The sequence below is a fragment of the Hyalangium sp. genome, assembly GCF_045802625.1.
Lineage (GTDB): Bacteria > Myxococcota > Myxococcia > Myxococcales > Myxococcaceae > Hyalangium.
Genome location: NZ_JBJMQP010000239.1, coordinates 39,776 through 59,423, shown reverse-complemented (window position 1 = coordinate 59,423; position 19,648 = coordinate 39,776). Strand labels below are relative to the sequence as shown.

20 protein-coding genes are annotated in these 19,648 nt (G+C 67.6%); 1 reads left to right on the top strand and 19 read right to left on the bottom strand.

Features of this window, described 5'->3' with window-relative positions; genetic code table 11:
- Positions 1-107: 107 nt before the first annotated feature.
- The 19 genes from ACJ8AT_RS37400 to ACJ8AT_RS37310 all read right to left on the bottom strand — a co-directional run bounded on the left by ACJ8AT_RS37400 (position 108) and on the right by ACJ8AT_RS37310 (position 18,885).
- Complete coding sequence (locus tag ACJ8AT_RS37400) at positions 108-1,691, bottom strand: FHA domain-containing protein (protein WP_407742817.1); 1,584 nt, start codon at positions 1,689-1,691, stop codon at positions 108-110.
- Between the two features lie 21 nt (positions 1,692-1,712).
- Positions 1,713-2,606, bottom strand: coding sequence for a type II secretion system F family protein (locus tag ACJ8AT_RS37395; RefSeq protein ID WP_407742764.1), 894 nt, complete (start codon positions 2,604-2,606; stop codon positions 1,713-1,715).
- A gap of 10 nt (positions 2,607-2,616) precedes the next feature.
- On the bottom strand, positions 2,617-3,462 hold the full coding sequence (locus ACJ8AT_RS37390; RefSeq protein ID WP_407742763.1) for a type II secretion system F family protein: 846 nt from the start codon (positions 3,460-3,462) through the stop codon (positions 2,617-2,619).
- A 48-nt stretch (positions 3,463-3,510) separates the two neighbouring features.
- Positions 3,511-4,329 (bottom strand): Flp pilus assembly protein CpaB, encoded by an 819-nt coding sequence (gene cpaB, locus ACJ8AT_RS37385; RefSeq protein ID WP_407742762.1) that lies wholly within the window; start codon positions 4,327-4,329, stop codon positions 3,511-3,513.
- A gap of 238 nt (positions 4,330-4,567) precedes the next feature.
- Positions 4,568-5,299: a hypothetical protein gene (locus ACJ8AT_RS37380; protein ID WP_407742761.1), complete on the bottom strand. Its 732-nt coding sequence runs from the start codon at positions 5,297-5,299 to the stop codon at positions 4,568-4,570.
- Positions 5,296-5,523 carry a hypothetical protein gene (locus ACJ8AT_RS37375; RefSeq protein ID WP_407742760.1) on the bottom strand — a complete coding sequence of 76 codons (228 nt, stop codon included), beginning with the start codon at positions 5,521-5,523 and terminating at the stop codon, positions 5,296-5,298. Before ACJ8AT_RS37375 ends, ACJ8AT_RS37380 begins: the two co-directional genes overlap by 4 nt.
- Positions 5,520-6,290, bottom strand: a complete 771-nt coding sequence (locus tag ACJ8AT_RS37370; RefSeq protein ID WP_407742759.1) for a hypothetical protein — start codon at positions 6,288-6,290, stop codon at positions 5,520-5,522. Before ACJ8AT_RS37370 ends, ACJ8AT_RS37375 begins: the two co-directional genes overlap by 4 nt.
- A complete protein-coding gene (locus ACJ8AT_RS37365; RefSeq protein WP_407742758.1) occupies positions 6,287-7,081 on the bottom strand; it encodes a hypothetical protein in 795 nt (264 codons plus the stop codon). The genes ACJ8AT_RS37370 and ACJ8AT_RS37365 overlap by 4 nt, the downstream gene beginning before the upstream one ends.
- Positions 7,062-8,261 carry a TadE/TadG family type IV pilus assembly protein gene (locus tag ACJ8AT_RS37360; protein ID WP_407742757.1) on the bottom strand — a complete coding sequence of 400 codons (1,200 nt, stop codon included), beginning with the start codon at positions 8,259-8,261 and terminating at the stop codon, positions 7,062-7,064. Before ACJ8AT_RS37360 ends, ACJ8AT_RS37365 begins: the two co-directional genes overlap by 20 nt.
- A gap of 10 nt (positions 8,262-8,271) precedes the next feature.
- Positions 8,272-10,344 carry a pilus assembly protein TadG-related protein gene (locus tag ACJ8AT_RS37355; protein ID WP_407742756.1) on the bottom strand — a complete coding sequence of 691 codons (2,073 nt, stop codon included), beginning with the start codon at positions 10,342-10,344 and terminating at the stop codon, positions 8,272-8,274.
- A 3-nt stretch (positions 10,345-10,347) separates the two neighbouring features.
- Entirely contained in the window at positions 10,348-11,304 is a 957-nt protein-coding gene (locus tag ACJ8AT_RS37350) for a TadE/TadG family type IV pilus assembly protein (protein WP_407742755.1), read from the bottom strand.
- Between the two features lie 111 nt (positions 11,305-11,415).
- A complete protein-coding gene (locus tag ACJ8AT_RS37345; RefSeq protein WP_407742754.1) occupies positions 11,416-13,041 on the bottom strand; it encodes a zf-HC2 domain-containing protein in 1,626 nt (541 codons plus the stop codon).
- Positions 13,038-13,673, bottom strand: coding sequence for an RNA polymerase sigma factor (locus ACJ8AT_RS37340; RefSeq protein ID WP_407742753.1), 636 nt, complete (start codon positions 13,671-13,673; stop codon positions 13,038-13,040). Before ACJ8AT_RS37340 ends, ACJ8AT_RS37345 begins: the two co-directional genes overlap by 4 nt.
- A gap of 77 nt (positions 13,674-13,750) precedes the next feature.
- Positions 13,751-14,158, bottom strand: a complete 408-nt coding sequence (locus ACJ8AT_RS37335; protein WP_407742752.1) for a DUF2085 domain-containing protein — start codon at positions 14,156-14,158, stop codon at positions 13,751-13,753.
- Entirely contained in the window at positions 14,133-15,173 is a 1,041-nt protein-coding gene (locus ACJ8AT_RS37330; RefSeq protein ID WP_407742751.1) for an ABC transporter ATP-binding protein, read from the bottom strand. The genes ACJ8AT_RS37335 and ACJ8AT_RS37330 overlap by 26 nt, the downstream gene beginning before the upstream one ends.
- Positions 15,170-16,162, bottom strand: a complete 993-nt coding sequence (locus ACJ8AT_RS37325; protein WP_407742750.1) for an ABC transporter ATP-binding protein — start codon at positions 16,160-16,162, stop codon at positions 15,170-15,172. The genes ACJ8AT_RS37330 and ACJ8AT_RS37325 overlap by 4 nt, the downstream gene beginning before the upstream one ends.
- 43 nt (positions 16,163-16,205) lie before the next feature.
- On the bottom strand, positions 16,206-17,186 hold the full coding sequence (locus ACJ8AT_RS37320; protein WP_407742749.1) for a hypothetical protein: 981 nt from the start codon (positions 17,184-17,186) through the stop codon (positions 16,206-16,208).
- 9 nt (positions 17,187-17,195) lie between these two features.
- Entirely contained in the window at positions 17,196-17,969 is a 774-nt protein-coding gene (locus ACJ8AT_RS37315) for a hypothetical protein (RefSeq protein ID WP_407742748.1), read from the bottom strand.
- A gap of 88 nt (positions 17,970-18,057) precedes the next feature.
- Entirely contained in the window at positions 18,058-18,885 is an 828-nt protein-coding gene (locus ACJ8AT_RS37310; protein ID WP_407742747.1) for a DUF4292 domain-containing protein, read from the bottom strand.
- A 43-nt stretch (positions 18,886-18,928) separates the two neighbouring features.
- On the opposite strand from ACJ8AT_RS37310, the gene ACJ8AT_RS37305 reads away from it, so the two are divergent.
- Entirely contained in the window at positions 18,929-19,633 is a 705-nt protein-coding gene (locus ACJ8AT_RS37305; protein WP_407742746.1) for a MotA/TolQ/ExbB proton channel family protein, read from the top strand.
- Positions 19,634-19,648: the final 15 nt, after the last annotated feature.

Below are 19,648 nucleotides of genomic sequence, written 5' to 3'. Positions count from 1 at the left end.
CGTTGCTGGCCCGTCGCACCGGGGGGAGTGCCTGTAGAGGTTGAGGACCGACGTCGTGCCGGGGGAGGATTCGCCATGGTAAATCACCGCTTCCTACGAGACCGCGACTATATCGGAAGCCCGTACTGGTTCGCTTTCTCTAGCGCCAGATTGTGGCAGCGATGCTCGGTCGTAGGGAAGCGCCTCATGACCTCCTCCACGGTGGCCTTGGCCTTGTCCCCATCCCGGAATTGCAGGCTGCGTTGAAAATCGAGCATCAGCACCCGGCACTGCCGGTCCAGCTCGCCTGCTGTCTGAGCGAGCATGTAGAGGACGTCTTCATAGAGATCCGGCTTCTTGTCGAGCGCCTCGAGCGTGATCCACGCCGTGCGGAAGAGCTTCCAGGACTTGAACAGGTTCTCTGAGCCTACATCCTTCTGCTCATAGAAGCGGCGGGCCGAGGTCGCCTCGCTGCTGGCCTTGGCGAGCAGCTGATCCACGGGCAGCTCGGGGACGGGAATGACCTCTACATACATGTTCCACACCCGCCAGTGCTCCTGGCCCGGAGGGTTGCGCACATTGTCGAAGGTGAGCTGGTTGGGCCCGTCCCGGCGCAGCACGCGCAGCGGGAGGATCAGCTCGAGCTCGCGCTCGTTGGCCTCGGCGTTGTCCACCGGCACCCAGCCCAGATCCACCCCGTTGAGGCTGATGCCCACCTCTTTGGCCTGGGCGATGTCCCGGGCCTGGTAGTGCAGGATCGCGACCGCGCGCGTCGGCGAGGAGAACTGGAACTGGAACGTCTTCTCGTCCGGGCGCTTCCAGGTGACACCCTCGCCCAGGCCGAAGGAGTCCCCGAGCGGAGCCAGCCCCAGCTCGGTGGGCTCCGGCCCCGTGGGCCCGGCCAGCTCGCGCACCGGGCGGAACTGGCTCGCGATGATGGCCACCGCCACCACGATGACGAGCCCCGCCAGCACCCCCGCGAGGGACTTTCCCTTCGGCGAGAGCTCCGACCACCAGACCAGGAGATGCCCGCCGAGCGTCGCCACTCGCTGACGGCGGAGCCGGGCCCGCTCGGCGGCGGACGGCGCGGGGCCGGAGTCTGACGTGGAGCCCGCACGCGCGAGCGCACGGGAGGCCGGCGGCGCGGCCTTCACCGTGGTGGTGGAGAGCTCCTCCATCTCGGCGAGCGTGGACGTGGGAGCGGGGACCTGGAGCTCGACGAGCGTGGCCGCGGGACCGGGAGGCGCCAGCTTCACGGTCGGAGGCTCAACGGCCCCCATCTCCACCTCGGTGAGGGTCCGGTGGCGACCGGTGTCCTCCTTCTCGATGGCCTGCATCTCCTGCTGGGTCTGCGCGCGGGTGATGAGGGTGCTCGAGCGGGGCCTCACCTCACGGGCGGGGACCAGCCGGGTGGGCTCGGCGGGCGGCGGGGTCAGCGGGGTGAAGATGAACTCCACCGAGCCGAACGCCAGCCGATCGCCCTTGTGGAGCTCCTGCTCCTTCTCGCGTCCGAGCGGCTTGCCGTTCCAGAGCGTGCCGCCGGTGCTGCCCAGATCGACGATGTAGAGCCTGCCGCCCCGCGTGAAGATGCGCGCGTGGCGGCGGGACACGCCGTGATCGTGCAGCACCAGCTCGTTCTCCGAGGTGCGCCCGATGCGAATCTCATCATCCTCGAAGGAGATCTCCCGGCCCTCCTGGAGCCCCTTCGAGATGCTCAGCCGGAACCCCAGGGCCTACCCCCCGACGTTGCCGAACATGAACTGGAACACGATGGGCCCGAACAGCACCATGAACACCGTCGGGAAGATGCAGGCGATCAGCGGGAACAGCATCTTCACCGGGGCCTCGCCGGCCAGCTTCTCGGCGCGCTGGGTGCGATCAATGCGCATCTGCGTGGACTGGATGCGCAGCACCTTACCGAGGCTGGTGCCCATCTTGTCCGCCTGGATCAGCGCGGTGACGAAGGTGGTGAGCGGCGGCAGGTCCACGCGGACGATCATGGCCTTGAGGGCCTCTTCACGCGTCTTGCCCATCTTCAGCTGCTTGAGCACCAGGGCCAGCTCATCCTTGAGCGGGCCGGCCTTGCCCTTCTCCACCACCTTGGCGAGCGCGCCCGTGAAGTCCAGGCCCGCCTCCACCGACAGCGTCAGCAGGTCCAGGTTGTAGGGCAGCGCGCGGGAGATCAGCAGGTGGCGCTTCTTCACCTGATCGTTCACCCAGATCTGCGGGTAGAACATGCCGAAGGCGGCCCCCAGCAGCGCCCAGGCCAGGTTCAGCCCCAGGCCGTTGGAGAGGATCAGGCCCATCAGCAGGCCGATGACGAAGCCCACCTCCTGCAAGGCCATGATGTCCTCGGGCTTGTAGCCCTGCGGATCACCGGCCTTGATGAGGTTCTTGCGCATCTTGGCCTCGTAGCCGGGCCACATGAACTTGCGGTTCATGGCGCCCAGCTTGCGGATGGCCACCGAGCCGATGCCGCGGACGCCGCCCGCGGACTCCTCGGAGACCTCCGAGACGAAGCGCTCGAAGAAGTTGTTGTAGATGCCGATGCCCAGGAAGGCCGCCGCGCCCGCGGCGAACACGGCCGAGCCACCCAGCAGGAAATTGGTGATGATAGAGCCGTCCACGAGCGCCTCTTTAGATGTCGATGTTGACGATGCGCCGGATGATCAGGATGCCCAGCACTTCCATGATGGCGATCACGGTCACCAGGATGTAGCCGAACAGGTGGTTCATCATCGGCTCCATCAGGTCGGGGCGCATCGAGTTGAGCACCATGCCGAGCACCGCGGGCATGGACGCCACGATCCACCCCTGCAGCTTGCCCTGAGAGGTGAGCGCGTCGATCTTGCCCTCCAGACGGAAGCGCTCGCGGATCACGGTGGAGATCGTCTCGAACATCTCCGCCATGTTGCCGCCCAGTTGGCGCGCGATGTTGGTGGACACCACCACCAGCTCCAGGTCGTCGCTGCCCACGCGCTTGGCCATGTTGACGAGCGCCTCCTCCAGCGGGACGCCCAGCTTCACTTCCTTCACGAACAGGCCGAACTCCTGGGACAGCGGCGGCATCGCCTCGCGCGCCACGTGCTCAATGGCCTGCGGGAAGGTGAGGCCCGCCTTGAACGCGTTGGCCATGGCCTGCAGCGCGTCCACCAGCTGCACGTTGAACTTCTTGATGCGGCGCTTGCGGTAGTACTTGACCATCAGCATCGGCAGGAAGAAGCCGAAGATGGTCATGCCCACGCAGAGGATGGGGTTGAAGATGATGTAGCTGAGGATGCCCAGAAGGCACATCGACGCGATGTTGAGGATCAACATCTGCCGCGGGTCGATGAACAGGAACATGTCGCTCAAGTCGTTCATCGACTTGGCGACGTAGCGCTCCTGGTATTGCTCGTAGGCCTTCGCGAGCACGGTGAAGATCACCAGGCTGAAGAAGAAGACCGAGCCGGTGACGAGGAGTAGGACTATTCCTGGCAGCATGCGCTGAAGCTCCCTGGGGGGCTGAACTCAGGACGAGAGGACCGCAAACTACTGCGGGCCGCCGGCCGCGCTCTTCTCGGCGGCGTTGCCCTTGATGATCTGGATGATCTCCTGGCGCTTCTTCTCCAGCACGCGGGTGCGCTCACCGGACAGCAGCGTGCTGATGGTGGCGCGGCCGCGCTCCTCGATGATGTCCACGTCGTCCTCGTTGCGCAGCGACAGGGTGAGCGCGCCCAGCTCCTGCGCCAGGACGAGGATCTCCGCCTCCTCGGGGATGACCAGCAGCGAGATGTTGCTGTACTCGCGCTGGTTCTCGGGGATGAGGTTCACGTTCGTGGTGCCGGTGATCTTGCCGGTGGCCAGCACGATCACGTTCTGCAGCAGCGTCACCGCCACGCTCTCGTCCGTCTGCGGATCGCGGAAGGTGCCGATCACGTCCACGTGATCGTTGGGCCGGATCCAGCCGCCCACCGCGGTGGCCGCCTTGGCGTCGATGGTGATGGCGCGGCCCTTCTTCTGCACCTTGGTGGACAGGCGCTCGGCGGCCTTGGTCGTCTCGAACTGGCTCCAGAGCAGCGGATCACCCGCCTGCAGCGGCACCAGCACCTTCTGGTTCACCACGTACGAGGCCGAGTCCGGCTTCACCACCGAGGAGGTGACGAACTGCTCCGGCACGGAGCGCTGGGAGATCATGTCGAAGGTGACGACGGTGCCCTCGGGGATGTCCTGGGCGGCCACGACCACCGGCACCAGGTTCCAGCCGCGGCGGACATCCGCCTCCTTCTTCTTGATGGCGGAGTACGCCACGACACCGGCCAACAGACCGAGAACCAGTGCGACGATGAGTGGAGTCTTACCCTTCAGCATTTCTCAAGACCTCCCAGAGGAGCGCGGCGACGCCGTATGGCGTATGGAAACTTGTCGAGGGAACGGAAAACGCGGATGCACACGGGGTGCAAAGCGGCGTGGGATGTTATTCGGTTGACGCATCAGGTGTCAAAACGACCTCCCGTGACAAGCCAGCAAACCCCGGACATCCAGAGTGATCTCCAGGGGTTTCGAGGCCTCGAACCTACCTGACAGGAGGGCTGGGAGGCAGTCGTGATCAGGGCCCCGGGCCGGGCTTGGGCAGGTCCGGGTTGTAGAGGCCGCGCAGCACCACGGGGGCTCCGGTCTCGTCCACGAGCACCTGCGGCAAGCCGTCGGCCAGCCCCACGAGGCGCAGCTCGAAGGAAGCGCCATCCGGGGACACGAAGAGCAGCAGCATGCCGGGGACGAGGGGCTGGGGCCGGGCCTCGGGCGTCTCCACCCGGCTCACCTGGGGCGGCACCTGGCGAAAGGCCCGGGTGCGAATGGGGCTCTCCTCCGGCGCCACCTGCTCGAGCGCCTGCTGCCAGGGCTCGCGCGCCACGGGCACCTCACCCCGCTCCTGGAGCCGGCTCACCATGGCGAGCTGGAGGCGCTGGCCGAGCTGAATCAGCCGCGTGTTCACGGCGAGCTCGGAGGGGCGCTCGGGAGGAGCGCTGGCCGCCGTCCCAAGCACCGCCGCCCCTGCGCCTCCGAGGATCAGCCAGGACACGGCCAGGGGCGCGGAGCGGCCACGGGTGAGCGAGCCCAGCAGCAGCAGCGCTCCGGTGGCCCCCAGCAAGAAGCCCAGGAGCAGGAGCGCCTGGGGCGGAGTGCCCACGTGATAGGGGTGCCGGAGCGCACGCACCCCGTGCGGCCACTCCGGGAAGCACGCGGTCATCACCCCGGCGGAGATCGCGAGGAAGATGGCCGCGTGGATGAGGCGCAGCGCCAGCGGGGAGCGGCCGGGAGGCTGGCGGCGCTCCGTCACGGGAACGGCAGGTTCAGCACGAAGTAATAGGAGTCGTAATAGACCTGGTAGGCCTGCAGGAACAGATCGATCACGTTTTGCTTCTGGCTGCCGCCCCAGTCCATCTTCACCGAGGCCGAGATGATGAGCGCGACGACCAGGATCCAGTTGATCATGGAGTACTCGACCATGGCCTGACCGCGCTGACGGCGGCGGCGGGTCCGAGTCTGGTTCAGGTCCTTCATGGGTTTTCCTCCTCCAACCAAGGGAGCTGGGGGAACGCCTTCTCCGCATACTCCAACTTCACCAGCGGTGTCTTGGGCTCTGGCAGCAGCATGCGGGGCCTGGCGTTCACTCCATACTCGGCGACTTCGAGCGCGTGGGAGATGCGGGGGATCTCGATCTTCGCGAGCTGGAGGATGGGGATCTCCCGGCTCACCCACGTGCGTTTGATGACGGTGCTGCGGTACATGACCTCGACGGGAACGGCGGTCACCGTGCCCGCCGGGGTCATCAGGCGTGTCTCCCTGCCCGAGCGTACCACGGGAGGGTCCGGCAGCCGCTGAGGGGGCGCGGCGGGCGCGGCGGACTCCCCCGGCGGGTCGTGCTTCGTGAGCGCCCAGTCGAGCGCCTCCTGCGAGTACTCCTGGGGCCGGTCGAAGCCGATGGCGACGATGAGGCGGGTGATGGCGTTCGGGTCGAAGGCCACGCCGTCGCCCCGGGCGATGAGCATGCGGATCTGCGCCAGCGGGGCCTTCATGGCCGGGTGCGTGCCCCACTCCATCTCCAGCCAGAGCGCGTCCCGGCCGAGCTTGTCCTTCTCCTCCCCCACCACGGCCAGGCGCCAGAAGTGGACGCGCGCCCCACCCCCATCGAGCTTGTACGTCACCCAGTCACCTACCTGGGTGGTGCGCAGGCCCTTGGCCAGGTGATCCAGCACGGCCTTCCCCGGCATGGCCGCGGGAGCCGGAGCCGCCACGAGCAGCAGGAGGGCGAGCGCCAGCATCCTCATGGCGAGCCCTCCGCGCGGGCCTTCTTCGCCTGCTCGCGCTCGTACGCGGCGCGGCTCTGGCGTACCGCCTCGCCATTGGGCAAGGCGTCCGGCCGGTCCGAGCCCACCGACATCTGGAGCACCGCCGTGGTCTCGTCGTCCACGCGGCTGAGCGTGGTCACCACCTGCTCGCCCTTGCGAGCGTGCTCCAGGGTGAAGCGCGGCGCGCCGTCCAGCTTCACGCCGGCCTCACGGACCAGCGTGTAGCCCTGCCGGGTCATCGACTCGGCCACCTGCTGACGCACGGTGTCCAGGCTCCCCTGCACCAGCGAGGAGCGGTGCTGCGAGCCGCCCGGATCATCCCGCGTGGTGATGTCCTCGCTGAACAGGGTGCCCTCCAGCTTCACCAGCCCGCCCTGCTTCTTGGGGGCGCGGACCCACAGGTCCCTCAGCGCCGTGAAGCCCACCGTCTTGCCCAGGTGCCGGCGCAGCACCACGCCGCGCTGCAGGCCCTCGCGCGTGTAGAGGGCGGAGACCACCGCCTCCTCGCGCAGGTCCCCTTCCACCACCGTGGGGTAGCCCTGCTCGCGCCAGTGCTTCGCGAAGTAGTCGGCCACCTTCTCCATCGGGTCGTCCGTGGTGAAGTAGGCCAGCCGGTAGTACTCGCCGGCGATGATCAGATCGTTGCCGATGCGCGTGTGCACCGCGCCCGGGTACAGGGGCAGCTCCTGCTCGGCGCCCGCGGCCAGCGCCACGAGGAGCACGCTCCACAGCCCGGCTCGGGCCAGCGCTCTACTCGCAGTCGATCGCATTCGCCTTGCTCTCGTCGCCTCGCGTGGCCTCATCGCTCTTGGGCGCGGAGGGATCCGCGGCCTCGGCGTTCTTGCAGCCCATGAAGAAGTCGCCACGCGCCTTGAAGATCTGGATGTACTGGGACTTGTCGTAGGGCTGATCCCGGAACGGCGCCGTGTCGAAGCACTTGGGCCGCGGCCAGTCGAGCTGCGAGAACTTGTCCAGGTTGTTCAGGCCACCCTCGGCTTCGGGCGGATAGGACGAGATGCCCAGGTCCTCGCCGATGCACTCACGGCTGAAGTCGCCTCCGGGGCTCGTGGTGTAGTTGTGCGAGACGACGAAGGTGCCCACGAACGCTGGGAAGATCTTCTGCAGGAAGTCCTGAAACTGGCCGATGACGCCACCCGCTGCGCCAGCCAGCTTGCTGCGCACGCCGAGGAACACCATCCGGTCCACCTGCTTGTAGAGGCCGTGGGGCATGTCCGTGGGCCCCTCGCGGTGCGCGCCCGCGCGCCGGCCGCGAATCGTGGCGTCCGCGCCGTCCTCCATGTTCCAGGGATCGGCGTACATGGAGAAGCGGCTCTTGAGCGCCAGGCTGCGGATGTCCTTGTTGCCGGTGGGATCCACCGTGAAGAAGCCCCCCGAGCCGCCCTCGTCCAGGTAGCTCTTGGGGATGAGCACGTTGTTGAACTTCATGCTCACGTCCGACTGTACCCACCCCTTGGTGTTGAAGCTCCAGACGTTGAGCAGCTTGTTGGCGCCGACGTTCACCGCGCTGACCACCTCGCTGCCGAAGCCGTTGCCGTCGTTGCCGAGCACCAGCCCGGCCTCGAAGAGCGGGATGTCCTTGTTCTGCATCGTGCCCGCCACGTCCGAGTACCGGGCGACGAAGGTGCCCTGTGGAGCGTTGGGCTCCACCGAGTCCATGTCCTTGAAGCGCTCGACCGCCTCGTCCATCACTTCCTTCTTCGCGTCGGTGAAGGCCTTGTCATGCTCGGCGGTGGCGAAGTCGCTCAGGGTGTAGCTCGTCATCTCGAAGACGACGTAGCGGGCGAACTCCTGGACCTTGAGCTTCGCCCTCACCAGCTCGGTGAGGTACATGCTGAAGAACAGGATCATCACCAGCACCGGCACGATGAGGGCGAACTCCACCGTGGCGGCACCACGCCGGGCGTATTGACGCTGGGCAAGGGGTCTCATCGGTCGGGCCTCAGTGGGTGATGATCTTCGCCGGGATGCTCTTCAGATCGCCGGGCAGGCTGTCCATCAACTGGCCCACGAAGGGCAGCGAGTAGCGGCCCTGGTAGACGGAGGCGAGCCGGGGACGCCAGTAGGGGTTGAAGAAGTTGGGCTGCTCGGCCCAGTTGCCGGGGCGGTGGTAGTACGTCTGCCCGCGCGAGATGACGTTCAGCCCGTCAATGGCCGAGAGGAACTTCTTCCGCTTGTTCTGCATCTCCAGCGTGGGGGTGGTGCTGGAGAACTTCCAGTTCACCTTGCCCTCATCGTTCAGCAGCGAGATGTCGTTGGAGCCCGTCCCGTCCCAGTCGGTGTGGTTCGCGTTCGTCACCTGGTCCGGCGTCTTGTTGAGCGCCACCCAGGTGGAGGGCTGGTTGAAGTCGTGCTTGTAGCGGGTGGCCGCGTCCTCGTTCGCCGCGCCGCCGCACGTGTCTCCGTACTGGCCGGGCTCGAAGTGCATGAACGGGACGATGCCCTTCCACGGGTGGTTGCCGTCCTCGGCGGGCATGACGTTGGCCGTGAACACCTCGATCTCGGGGGCCGGGCAGATGCCGAACACCTTGAACTTCGACACGCAGATCTTGCTGCGGTGCACGCCCACGTCCGCCTCGGGGCCCGAGGGCCGGTACACCTTCTTCCAGCTGTCCCCCGTGGGCAGCTGGTTGTAGTGGATGCGCCAGTGCACGCCGCCGTTCTCGTACGAGCCCTCGGACTCGTTCATCGCCCAGATGCTGGTCTTCATCGTGTGCTTGAAGGTCAGCTTGTCGCTGCTGCCCTCCTTGTAGCCCTTGCGCGGATCGCCCCAGCACTCGCGGGGGTTGTCGTCGTCGTTGCACGCGAACGGGTTGCGGAACGGGCCGAAGCCCTCCGGGCCGAACTTGATCCAGTACAGATCGTCCGAGCCCATGTTGTCGCCCTGCGCCATCCGTCCGAGCGTGGGCTCGATGCCGTCGTTCCAGTCCCGGATCGTGTTGCGCGGGGTGTACGGATCGCTCACCTGGGTGGCCTTGGCCGCGTTCGGGTTGTTCACCGTGAGGAAGCGCGTCTGCCCGTACTTGGCGAACTTGAAGACCGGCGTGTCGATGTCCTTGCTGAGCAGATCGCGGATGACCCCCAGGCCGTCCGGCAGGGGGATGAGATCTCCCAGCTTGCGCGAGGTGATGAAGCCCTCGGGGCAGAAGCCGTCCTTGGCGTCGCAGGCGTAGCGCGTGGCGTTGGTGATGGCGCCCATGACGCGCTTGGCGCGCGCCTCCTTCTCCGCGTGCCGCTTCTTGGTCGGATCGATGGGCTCCAGCGGGTTGTGGGGCGCGGAGAGCGGGCTGCCGCCAGCTTCCCGGAAGTGCGCCTGATCGAAGAGACAGAGGTTCAGCGCGCCCGAGGCGAGCTGACTCAGCTTCGAGTCCACGTTCTTGTCGTTGTCGTAGATGACCGAGTCCGTGGTCTGCAGCACCTGGGAGGACGTGGCCACCATCACCACCTGGGACGCCAGGAACATGGCCGAGTTGAGCAGCCGGTGCGCGGGGATGATCCCGCGTCCTATCAACTTGTCCGGGTTGGCCGTGCGCAGGATGGTCTGAAAGCCCTTGATCAGGTTCCTGTAGACGGAGATGAACTTGTCGATCACCTTCATGATCTGACTGAGGTACGGAATCACGTTCTCGAGGATGGGACAGGCCACTGTCCAGAACACCCCGTCTGGGTTCGCGCACGGATCAATCGTCCGCATGAACCCGTAGATGTCGGTGACGAAGGCCTCGGCGAAGTAGACGAGCGACAGCAGCGACTGCCACATCATCGCCGAGACGTAGTGCGACACCTGGGTGCGGTTGGCGTACGCGTAGAAGTTGAAGGCGCGCGCCTCCATGGCCGCCATGGAGTAGGCCGCCGCGTCCGCCGTGTTCTGCAGGCGCACGCGCTCGTGGATGGTGTGGCCCAGGTTCACCGTGGTCAGCACGGCGATGGACATGATCAACACCAGCAGGGCCGCCACGACGAGGGCCTGGCCCTCCTGGCGGCGGAAACTCTGGCGAAGCACGCGGGTGAACATGGCCTAGAGGCCCCAATCCGGGTTGAGGTGCAGGATCCACTTCCGCTGGAAGTTGGACTGCATTCGCATGGTGTAGGTGGCCGTCAGCGGCAGGAAGTAGCGCTTGCCGACGAGGCTCGAGACGAGCGGGATGCTGCCATTGGCCAGCCCCCAGAGGACCCACATCTCCGGCGCGTACGCGGTGTTGTAGCCGCGCTCGTGGGCCACGCCCTTGGCCCTGCCCGCCAGCGCGTCCAGGTTCGCGTTCCGGTTGAGCAGGTTGGCCTTCTCCAGGGTGGGCCGATCGATTCCGCCGTGCAGCGCCACCTGGGCGTTGGAGGCGTACCAGGCCGTGAAGATGATCCAGTTGGCGAACGGCACCCGCATCTCGTACCAGTAGCGCAGGCGGATGGTGAGGCGCGTGGCCTTGCGGTACACCGTCTCCGAGTCATCCGGCTCGGGCAGGTTGAAGAACTTGCGGATCTTGTCCTCGAGCGCCGGCACCTCGGGGAAGCCCTCCGCCCCGTCGAAGTCCAGCTCCTTCCAGTTGGCCCCGGAGCGCAGCTTCCAGATGCTGTCGATGGGCGTGAAGTAGGCCGGGTTGATGGTGTCCACCCGGATCATCCCGAACAGGTTCGAGCCGTTGAACGACGCGGGCGGCTTCACCTGCGTGGCGTTCCAGGCCAGCGTGCGCAGCGCGTCATCGTACAGCTTGTGCAGGCCCCAGGTGACCGCCAGCCGATCAATGCGGTCCGTGCGCCCCATGGTCGGCAGCAGGGCCACGATGGCCGCGTCGTGCATGCGCTCGTTGTTGCCATTCCAGACGATGCCCGCTCGCGCCGCCTGGTAGGCCGCGTACTCCGTCATCAGCTTGGCGTGCTGGATCATCGTGAGCTGGATGATCCCCAACGCCATGAAGACCATCAGCGGCATGATCAACGCCGCTTCCACGGCCACCTGGCCCGACTCCCGACCTGACACCCCAGAATCCATGACTTCCATTATCGGCGGTAGGTAACAGCGGTCGCATCGGTCAATTGGACCGGCTCCGCCTGCCTTTCCCGACTTGCACCGAGAGTGGAATCCCCTCCGTCACTGAGCCTGGGCCGGGGCTGAGGCAGGGGCCGCCGTATCCAGCTCGGCGGGAGCGGCCTTCTTGGAGGCCCTGGCGCCTCCATAGGCCTTGGCGTCCTCGGCCTCGTTGGTCTCGCGGCTCATGCGCCGCTGGGCCATCTGGGCGGCGCCGGTGCGAGGCCCCTCCTGCAGCACCTGCTTGCAGGTCTGGAAGGCGGCCTCGCGCTGGCCGATGGCGAACTGCGCGTCACAGAGGCGGTTGAGCAGCCCCAGCCGCTCCGAGCCCGCGGCGCCCTCATCCAGGGCTTGGGCCAGGAGTTGAGCCTCGCGGACCCGGTTGCCAGAGCGGAAGGCCTCCGCCGCCAGCTTGGACAGCTCGGCCGGAGAGCGCCAGGCGGACTGGCCGCCCTTGGGCTGAGCAGAGGCCGTGGACATTGAGGGAGCCGCGCTGCCCATGGAAGAAGGCGTCGAGGGCCTGGGGGCCGCAACGGAAGGCGGAGGCGGCGGCGTAGCGGCTCTCGACTCCTGCCGCTGCTCCCGCTTCGCCACCACCGTCTTGGAACTGAACAGATCATCGAAGTCATCGGCGGGAGCATCGGCGGCAGGCTTCTCGGCGGCCTGAGCCGCGCCCGTCCTGCCCCCGTTCAGGCGGAGTGACGAACCCTGGGAGGGCATCTGCCGCTGCACAGCGCCCTCAGCCAGCTTTCCGTCAGAGCCGGGAGCCGGCTCTTCCTCCACGGGTGGGGCGGCAGCTGGTGCGGGCATCGCGGTCGCCTGAGGCATGGGCTGCTGCGCGGACGAGTCCCCTCGCGTCGAGCCCATGACCATCGTCTTGGACTTGGCGATCCCCCTCATCTGGGTCATCGCGTCGCGCTGGCTGTACTCCTCGTCCTTCTCCACCTTGTCAGCGGACTTCTTCTCCAGGGCGGCCAGATCCTCGTTTGCCACCTTGCCACGCTCGTAGCCGCCCCCCGCGCCCGCGTTGCTCCAGTTCGCGCTGGGAGCCTTGGGCCCGGACATGAAGGCCTTCTTGCGAGGCGCTTCCTTCGCCATCAACGGCTCATCCAGCTTCGCGGCCGGATAGGGCCGGGGCGGCGTCATGTTCAAAGAGTCCCGCTCCGACAGCCCCTGAGCCATGGCGGCCCCCGCGGCAGCAGCAGACTCCTCCGTCTGCGCGGGCGCGGCGTTCGCAGCGGGAGAGCTCGGCATGGGGGCCGGAGCCTGCGCCTCCTTCGAAGCGGGAGCCCCATGCACCGACTCGCCCTTGACCGCCAGCTGCGGGCTGAGATCCACCGTCTTGCTCACCTGGATCGAGATGATGCCGAAGGCGCACACCGCGGCGACACTGACGACGGGCACCAGCCAGCGCCGCCACCAGGTCGGCTTGGGAGCGGGCCCCGCGGCCGCGTTGCGAGCGGCCTGCTGCGCGTAGGCCAGCAGCGACTCCAGCCCCGCGTCGGGAGCGGGCTCCAGGGGGAGTTGCGCCATGGTGGTGCGCACCCCGCGAATGTCGGCGAGCAGCTCGCTGCACCGCGTACAGCCCTCGAGGTGGGACTCCACGGCCTGCGCCTCCGTGGGAGGCAGCTCGCCGTAGACCAGGTCGAGGAGCCGATCCTCTTGAGCATGCAGGTTTTGGGGCTTCATCCCGCCACCGTCCTTCCGTCCTCGGCCAGATCCCCGTCCACGCCCATCTCCACGAGCCGTTTGCGCAACCCCTCCAGGGCGTAGCGCATGCGGCTCTTCACCGTGTTCTCGGAGACGCCTGTCACCTCTGCAATCTCCTTGAAGGCAATGCCGCTGTACTCACGCAACACGAACACTTCGCGCTGCTCTTCCGGGAGGCTGGCCAGGGCGCGCTCGAGCAGGGGCCGCAGCCGCGCGTTGTACGCGCCGCGCTCGGGGCTGGCTCCGCCGTCCGGGAGTCCCTCTCCCAGCGGCCGGCCTTCATCGCCGCCGGCCCCATTGCCCGTGGGTGCCTCCAGAGAGGAGGCCTGCCGGTAGCTTTCTTTGCGCGCACTGTCCACGCAGAGATTCCTCGCAATCGTATAGAGCCAGGTCGTGAATTTGGCCTTGGCCTCGTACTCCCGAGCGCTGCGTACCACCTTCAGCCACGTCTCCTGCAGCACGTCCTCCGCCCGTGCCCGGTGCCCCGTGAAGCGAAGGATGAAGTTGAAGACCGGAGCCCGGTGCCTGCGCACCAGGGTCTCGAACGCACGGGCATCCCCCGCCTTGAAGGCGAGCATCAGCCCCTCGTCTGAGATCTGCGGTCCCACCACTCCCCCATCACGAGGCCACGGGTCATCCCCGCTCCCCCTCCCACCCTCACCTTCAACGGGCGAAGCGGCAGTTGGGTCTAGCCGGGGCGTGGCCTTCGATAAGTGGCGAGAATGACAGGGACCGCAACCGCTGTCACGAGGGCGGCTTGTGCCAGCAGGACGGCCGGCAGGGGCCGCTGTAGATGGACGTACAGCGAGCGTCCGAGCGCCAGCCCCAGCAGCACGCCCGTCACCGTGCGCACGGGGTTGGACCCGCTGGCGGGCCGGAAGCGACCGACGGCCCAGTCCACGAGCGCCGGCAGGGTGAGGCCGAGCACCACCGGCACATCCCACCGCCACTGGAGCGGAGCCCGGAGGGCGAAGAGGCCGGCCATGCAGGCCAGCAGCACCGGGTATGTGCCGAGGCAGCGGGCACAGACTCGCAGCCCGCCCAGCACGTAGGTGCGGTTGTACTCCTCCTCATGATGATGGCTGAGCCAGAACACCTGGGGCTCCTTCCGTGGCGGTGGGCTGCACGCGGCCTTGGGCCTCCGGCTCCGCCAGGAAGCACGCGGCGGTGTGGCCATGGCCCAGCTCATAGAGCGGAGGGGTCTCGCGCCGGCAGCGCTCGAAGGCGTAGGGACAGCGCGGGTGGAACGCGCACCCCGGTGGCGGCGCGAGCGGCGACGGCACATCTCCCTGAAGGATGATGCGCGTCTTCTTGTGCTCCGGATCCGGCACGGGGACGGCGGACAGCAGCGCCTGCGTATACGGGTGGCGCGGGCGGCGGTACAGCTCCGCCGAGTCCGCCAGCTCGACGATCTTCCCCAGGTACATCACCGCCACGCGCGTGGAGATGTACTCGACGATCTTCAGATCGTGCGCGATGAAGAGATAGGTGAGCTTCAGCTCGCGCTGCAGGTCCACCAGCAGGTTGACGATCTGCGCCTGGATGGACACGTCGAGCGCGCTGATGGGCTCGTCCGCGATGACCAGGTCCGGCCGCATGGCGATGGACCGGGCGATGCCGATGCGCTGGCGCTGGCCACCGGAGAACTCGTGAGGGTAGCGCTCCATCGCGTCGCGAGACAGCCCCATCAAGTCCAGCAGGGCCAACACCTTCTCCTCGCGCTCGCGACCCCGGGCCAAGCCGTGGATGGCGAACGGCTCGCCAATGATGTCGCGCACCGTCATGCGCGGGTTCAGCGAGGCGTACGGGTCCTGGAAGATGAGCTGCATCCGCCGGCGCAACGGGCGGAGCTCCCGCTGCGAGAGCCCTGTCAGCTCCTGTCCCTCGAAGCGGATGGAGCCGGAGGTGGGCTCGATGAGCCGCAGCAGCGTCCGGCCCAGGGTGCTCTTGCCGCAGCCACTCTCGCCCACCAGGCCGAGCGTCTCGCCGCGCACCACGTCGAAGCTCACCCCGTCCACCGCCTTCACCGTGCCGCGCACCCGCCCGAGCAGGCCGCCGCGCACCGGGAAGTGCGTCTTCACGTCTCGTACCTGGAGGAGCGGCTCGGTCATGGCACGGGCACCGGGTTGTGGCACGCGGCGGACTGCCCGTCACGCTTCAGCTCCAGCGGCGGATCCACCCGGGCGCAGACCTCGAGCGCGCGCTCGCATCGGTCCCGGAAGCGGCAGCCCACGGGCAGGCGGCGCAGGCTGGGCACCATGCCGGGGATCGTCTTCAGCCGCGGGCGCTCCGCTCCACTGTGGACAGCCTGGAGCGACGGAATCGAGCGCAGCAGGCCCGCCGTGTACGGGTGCGCGGGCCGGCTGAAGAGGGCGCGTACAGGGGCCTGCTCCACCACTCGGCCAGCGTACATCACCACCACCGCGTCGCAGCTCTCGGCCACCACGCCCAGATCGTGGGTGATCAGCATCACCGCCATCCCGCGCTCGGCCTGCAACCGCTTGAGCAGATCCAGGATCTGCGCCTGGATCGTCACATCCAGCGCGGTGGTGGGCTCGTCGGCGATGACCAGCTCCGGGTTGCACGCCAGCGCCATGGCGATCATCACCCGCTGCCGCATGCCTCCGGAGAGCTGGTGCGGGTACGCCTCCACACGCTGCTCGGGCGCGGGGATGCCCACCTGGCGCAGCATCTCCACCGCGCGCTCCTTCGCGCGCTTCCGGTCCAGCCTCTGGTGCAGCCGCACCGTCTCACCGATCTGCTCGCCCACCGTGTAGACGGGGTTGAGCGACGTCATCGGCTCCTGGAACACCATGGAGATCTGGTTGCCTCGGATGCGGCGCATCTCCTCCTCGGGGAGCGCCAGCAGATCCTTGCCCTTGAAGCGGATCTCCCCGCCCACCACCTTGCCCGGCGGATCCGGCACCAGCCGCATCACCGAGAGCGCAGTGACGCTCTTGCCGCAGCCGCTCTCGCCCACCATCCCCAGCGTGCCGCCGGGAGGAATGGAGAAGGACACGTCGTCCACCGCCAGCACCGAGCCCTCCTCCAGGGAGAACCGGGTCTTCAAGCCGCGGACTTCGAGGAGAGGCTCGGTCATGGGCAGGGACTCGGGACGTGGCGCCAACCGCCCGGCGCGCCCCTTACTTCCGGGACAGCTCTTCCAGGAACTCCTCTTCCTGGATGACGCGCTTCTTGATCAGCAGCCGGACGAGCGCCGCCACCATCTGGGCGGGCATGATCTTCTGCATGGGAGAGGCTGGCTCCTCGCCCTGCGAGAGGCGCTCGAGGTTGTCCAGCACCTGGAGATCCTCCTCCGAGAAGTCCGGCGGCAGGTTGCGCTCGGGAGGCTTCACGTTCTTCGCGGCCCCGCCGAACATGACCACCGGCACCTTCGGCGCATCCGGAGTCTCCAGCTCCGGCACCGACGGAGGGGGCGGAGGCGGCGCCGGGCGCTTCTTCGTCCCGAGCAGATCGTCGATGAAGTCCGTGGCCGCTTCCTTCGGAGGCGGAGGCGGCGGCGCGGGAGCCGCCGTCAGGGAGGGAGGCGTGGGCCGGGGAATGGCCGGAGTGATCTCATCGGCGGCCCACCTGCCCTGCACCACGGGCGGGGCCCCGCGATCGATCTTCATCGCACCGCCGTCTCCCGGCTCCTCCTCCAGCGAGACCGCCTGGACGATGTCCAGCTTCTCTCCTCGCGCCATCACGAGCGCGTTGTCGATGTCGTCCGAGGCCGCCACGTACACGCGCAGCGTCTTGTGGAGCTGGAAGCGCAGCTCATCGATCAGAGAGAGATCCGCCGGATCCTCCACCGCCACATGGAGCCGCTCGGTCTTGCCCTCCGCCTCGAGCTTGAAGGGGACGATGCGGTGCTCGGCCTGGAAGTCGACCGAGAGCAGCCCGACCACGTCCGGGGGAAGGTCCGGCAGCTCCACGAAGGGCATGTCGAACTGCGTGGCCAGCACGCGTGCGAGCTGCTTGGGGGTGATCATCCCCATGGACACCATCACCGAGCCCAGCCGGTGGCCCCGGCCATAGGAACGCTTCTGGCCCAGCGCGGTTCGCACCTGCGCCTCGGTCACATACCCGGACTCGACCAGCAGCTCGCCGATCTTCTTGCGCATGGCCGGATGTTACCGCTTCACCTTGGCGAGGTACTCCTCGCGAGAGAACACGCCCTTCTCGATCAGCAGCTCCACCATGGCCTTGAGGGCCGCGACCTCCTTGCGCTGCACCTCCTCGACCGTCTTCAGCAATTCGGAAGGGTTCCCTGAGGCCGCGGGCCTCACCGAGGGCACGCCCGCGGCGGAGGGGCGCGCGGGGGCGGGAGCGGGAGCAGGAGCACCGCCCCCGGACGGCCGGGGTGGAGCCGAGCTCTGCTCGGAGCTGCCGTCCCGCATGTTCTTGATGACCGTGCGGCCGTGCGCGTCCATCACCTTGAAGTTGGTGTCCGCCTCCGCCAGCTCCGCGTTTTCCTCGTAGAGCCGGGCGTAGGCGCGGGCGATCGAGGTGCGCCCCGCCACGTTGGGGACGATGCGGCACTTGGTGATGGCGCGCAGCTCGTCCAGGTGGCGCACGTTGAGCGGATCCGCCACGGCCACCACCAGCGTCTTGCCATCATCCCGGAGCTGCAGCGGCAGCACCGCGAAGTCCCGAGCCGTCTGCGCCGGGATCTTCGAGCGCACATGCGGAGGCAGCACCTGCACCGCGTCCAGGTTCACCGCGGGGATGTTGAGCTGTTTGGACAGAGCCCGGACCAGGATGTCCTCGGAGACGAGGCTCATGCGGACCAGGATCTCTCCCAGCTTGCCGCCCCACTTCGATTGCTCCGCAAGAGCCGCCTTGAGCTGGCTCTCCTGGAGCACGTTCGCCTTGATCAGCAGTTCACCGAGCTTGATCTGTGCCATGTCGCATCCGGGGGGAAACCCAACTGTCCCCGTAAGGGCGCCATTTTAGACCGAGTTTTGCGTTTCGCCCGCATTTCCAACGTCTCCTCTAGGAGCCGGGCGGTCCGGCGGGCGAGGGGGCGGCCTGTGGGCGCACCTCCTGCCCCCGGGAGTCCACCTCTACTACCCGTGCGCCTTCGGGGGGCGCCAGCTCGAAGAGGGTCAGGTCCGGCCGGGCGTTGAGCGACACATCGCTGTAGCGCAGCCGCAGCTCCGTCTGGGCCACCTCCGCGATCAGCTTCACCTCCTTGGGGAACACCTGGGTGCCCTCCCCCTGGAAGTCGTCGAAGGCCAGATCATACCCCGGCACGCCTCGGACCTCGCTGCGCACCACCCGGTAGAACTTGGGGTGGACCTGGAGCGTCTGCGTCACCGAGCCCCGGAAGAGCTTGAGCACGTAGACGCCCTCCTTCCGATCGAGCTCCAGGGTCTTCCGCTCGGCGGGGATGAACGGCACCTGCCCGAGCATCACGGCCACCAGCTCCTCGCTCGGCAGCACCACTGGCAGGAAGCGCGAGACGTTCTCCGGGCTGGCCGGTCCTTTGTAGAAGACGTGGCCCTCCGCCTGGTACAGCCCGAAGCGTTGACCGTCCGACACCAGGGCGGCCACGGGGCGGTTGAAGAAGTCGAAGGTCTCCATGTGCAGCAGTCCCGGCCGGGAGATGGCCACGAACATGGAGAGGGTGCCGCTGCCCTGGGGGGAGCTGACGTGCAGCTTGGCGTCCCCCTGCAACGTCACCAGGTTCTCCTGCGCCTGGTTGACCAGCTGAAAGAGCTTGTCCGCGTCCTCAATTGGACCCTCGGGGCCGAACTCGATGTGGTGTGGGCAGCCGGAACAGACAACTGCCAGGAAGATTGCTGCGGCCAGGCGGTTCATGGCTTAAGTCTCGGTCCTCGCCGAGCCTCCTCGCCACCATTCCATGAGTCTGAACGACATTCTCCATTATCTGCGGCTGGGCGGGGTCACCCTCGCCATCCTCTTGATTGCCTCCGTCGTGGCGCTGGGGGTGGCCATCGAGCGCTTCATCTCCCTCTGGGGGGTGGGCGAGCGCTCGCGCACCCTGGGCGAGACGGTCCAGAAGCACCTGCTGCGCGGGGACCTGGCCGCCGCCCGGACCGCCGCCGAGCGCTCGGACGCCGCGGCGGCTGACATCTTCCTGGCCGGCTTCGATCGAATGGAGCGGGTGAAGACCAACGGGGGCGGCGTGGAAGCGACCGTCGAGCGCGAGCGGGCCCAGGTGGGCCTCAAGCTGCGGCGCAACCTGTGGATCCTGGCGACCATCGGCTCGATCGCGCCCTTCGTGGGCCTGTTCGGCACGGTGGCCGGCATCATGAAGTCCTTCAAGGATCTGGGCCTGGACGTGGAGGCGGGCGGCACGGGCGGCACCGGGGCGGTGATGACGGGCATCTCCGAGGCGCTGGTGGCCACGGCGGTGGGCATCCTCGTCGCCGTGCAGGCCATGGTCTTCTACAACTACTTCCAGGCGCGCCTGTCGCGGGTGCTCGTGGAGCTGCGGCTGATGGGCGACGAGTTCGTGGAGCTGCTCAAGGAGCGCCCCGCCCCACCCGCGCCCGCTGCGCCCGCTCCCGAGGCCGCTGCTCGCAGCGACGCCTCGCACGCCTGAGCCGAGGTTCCACCC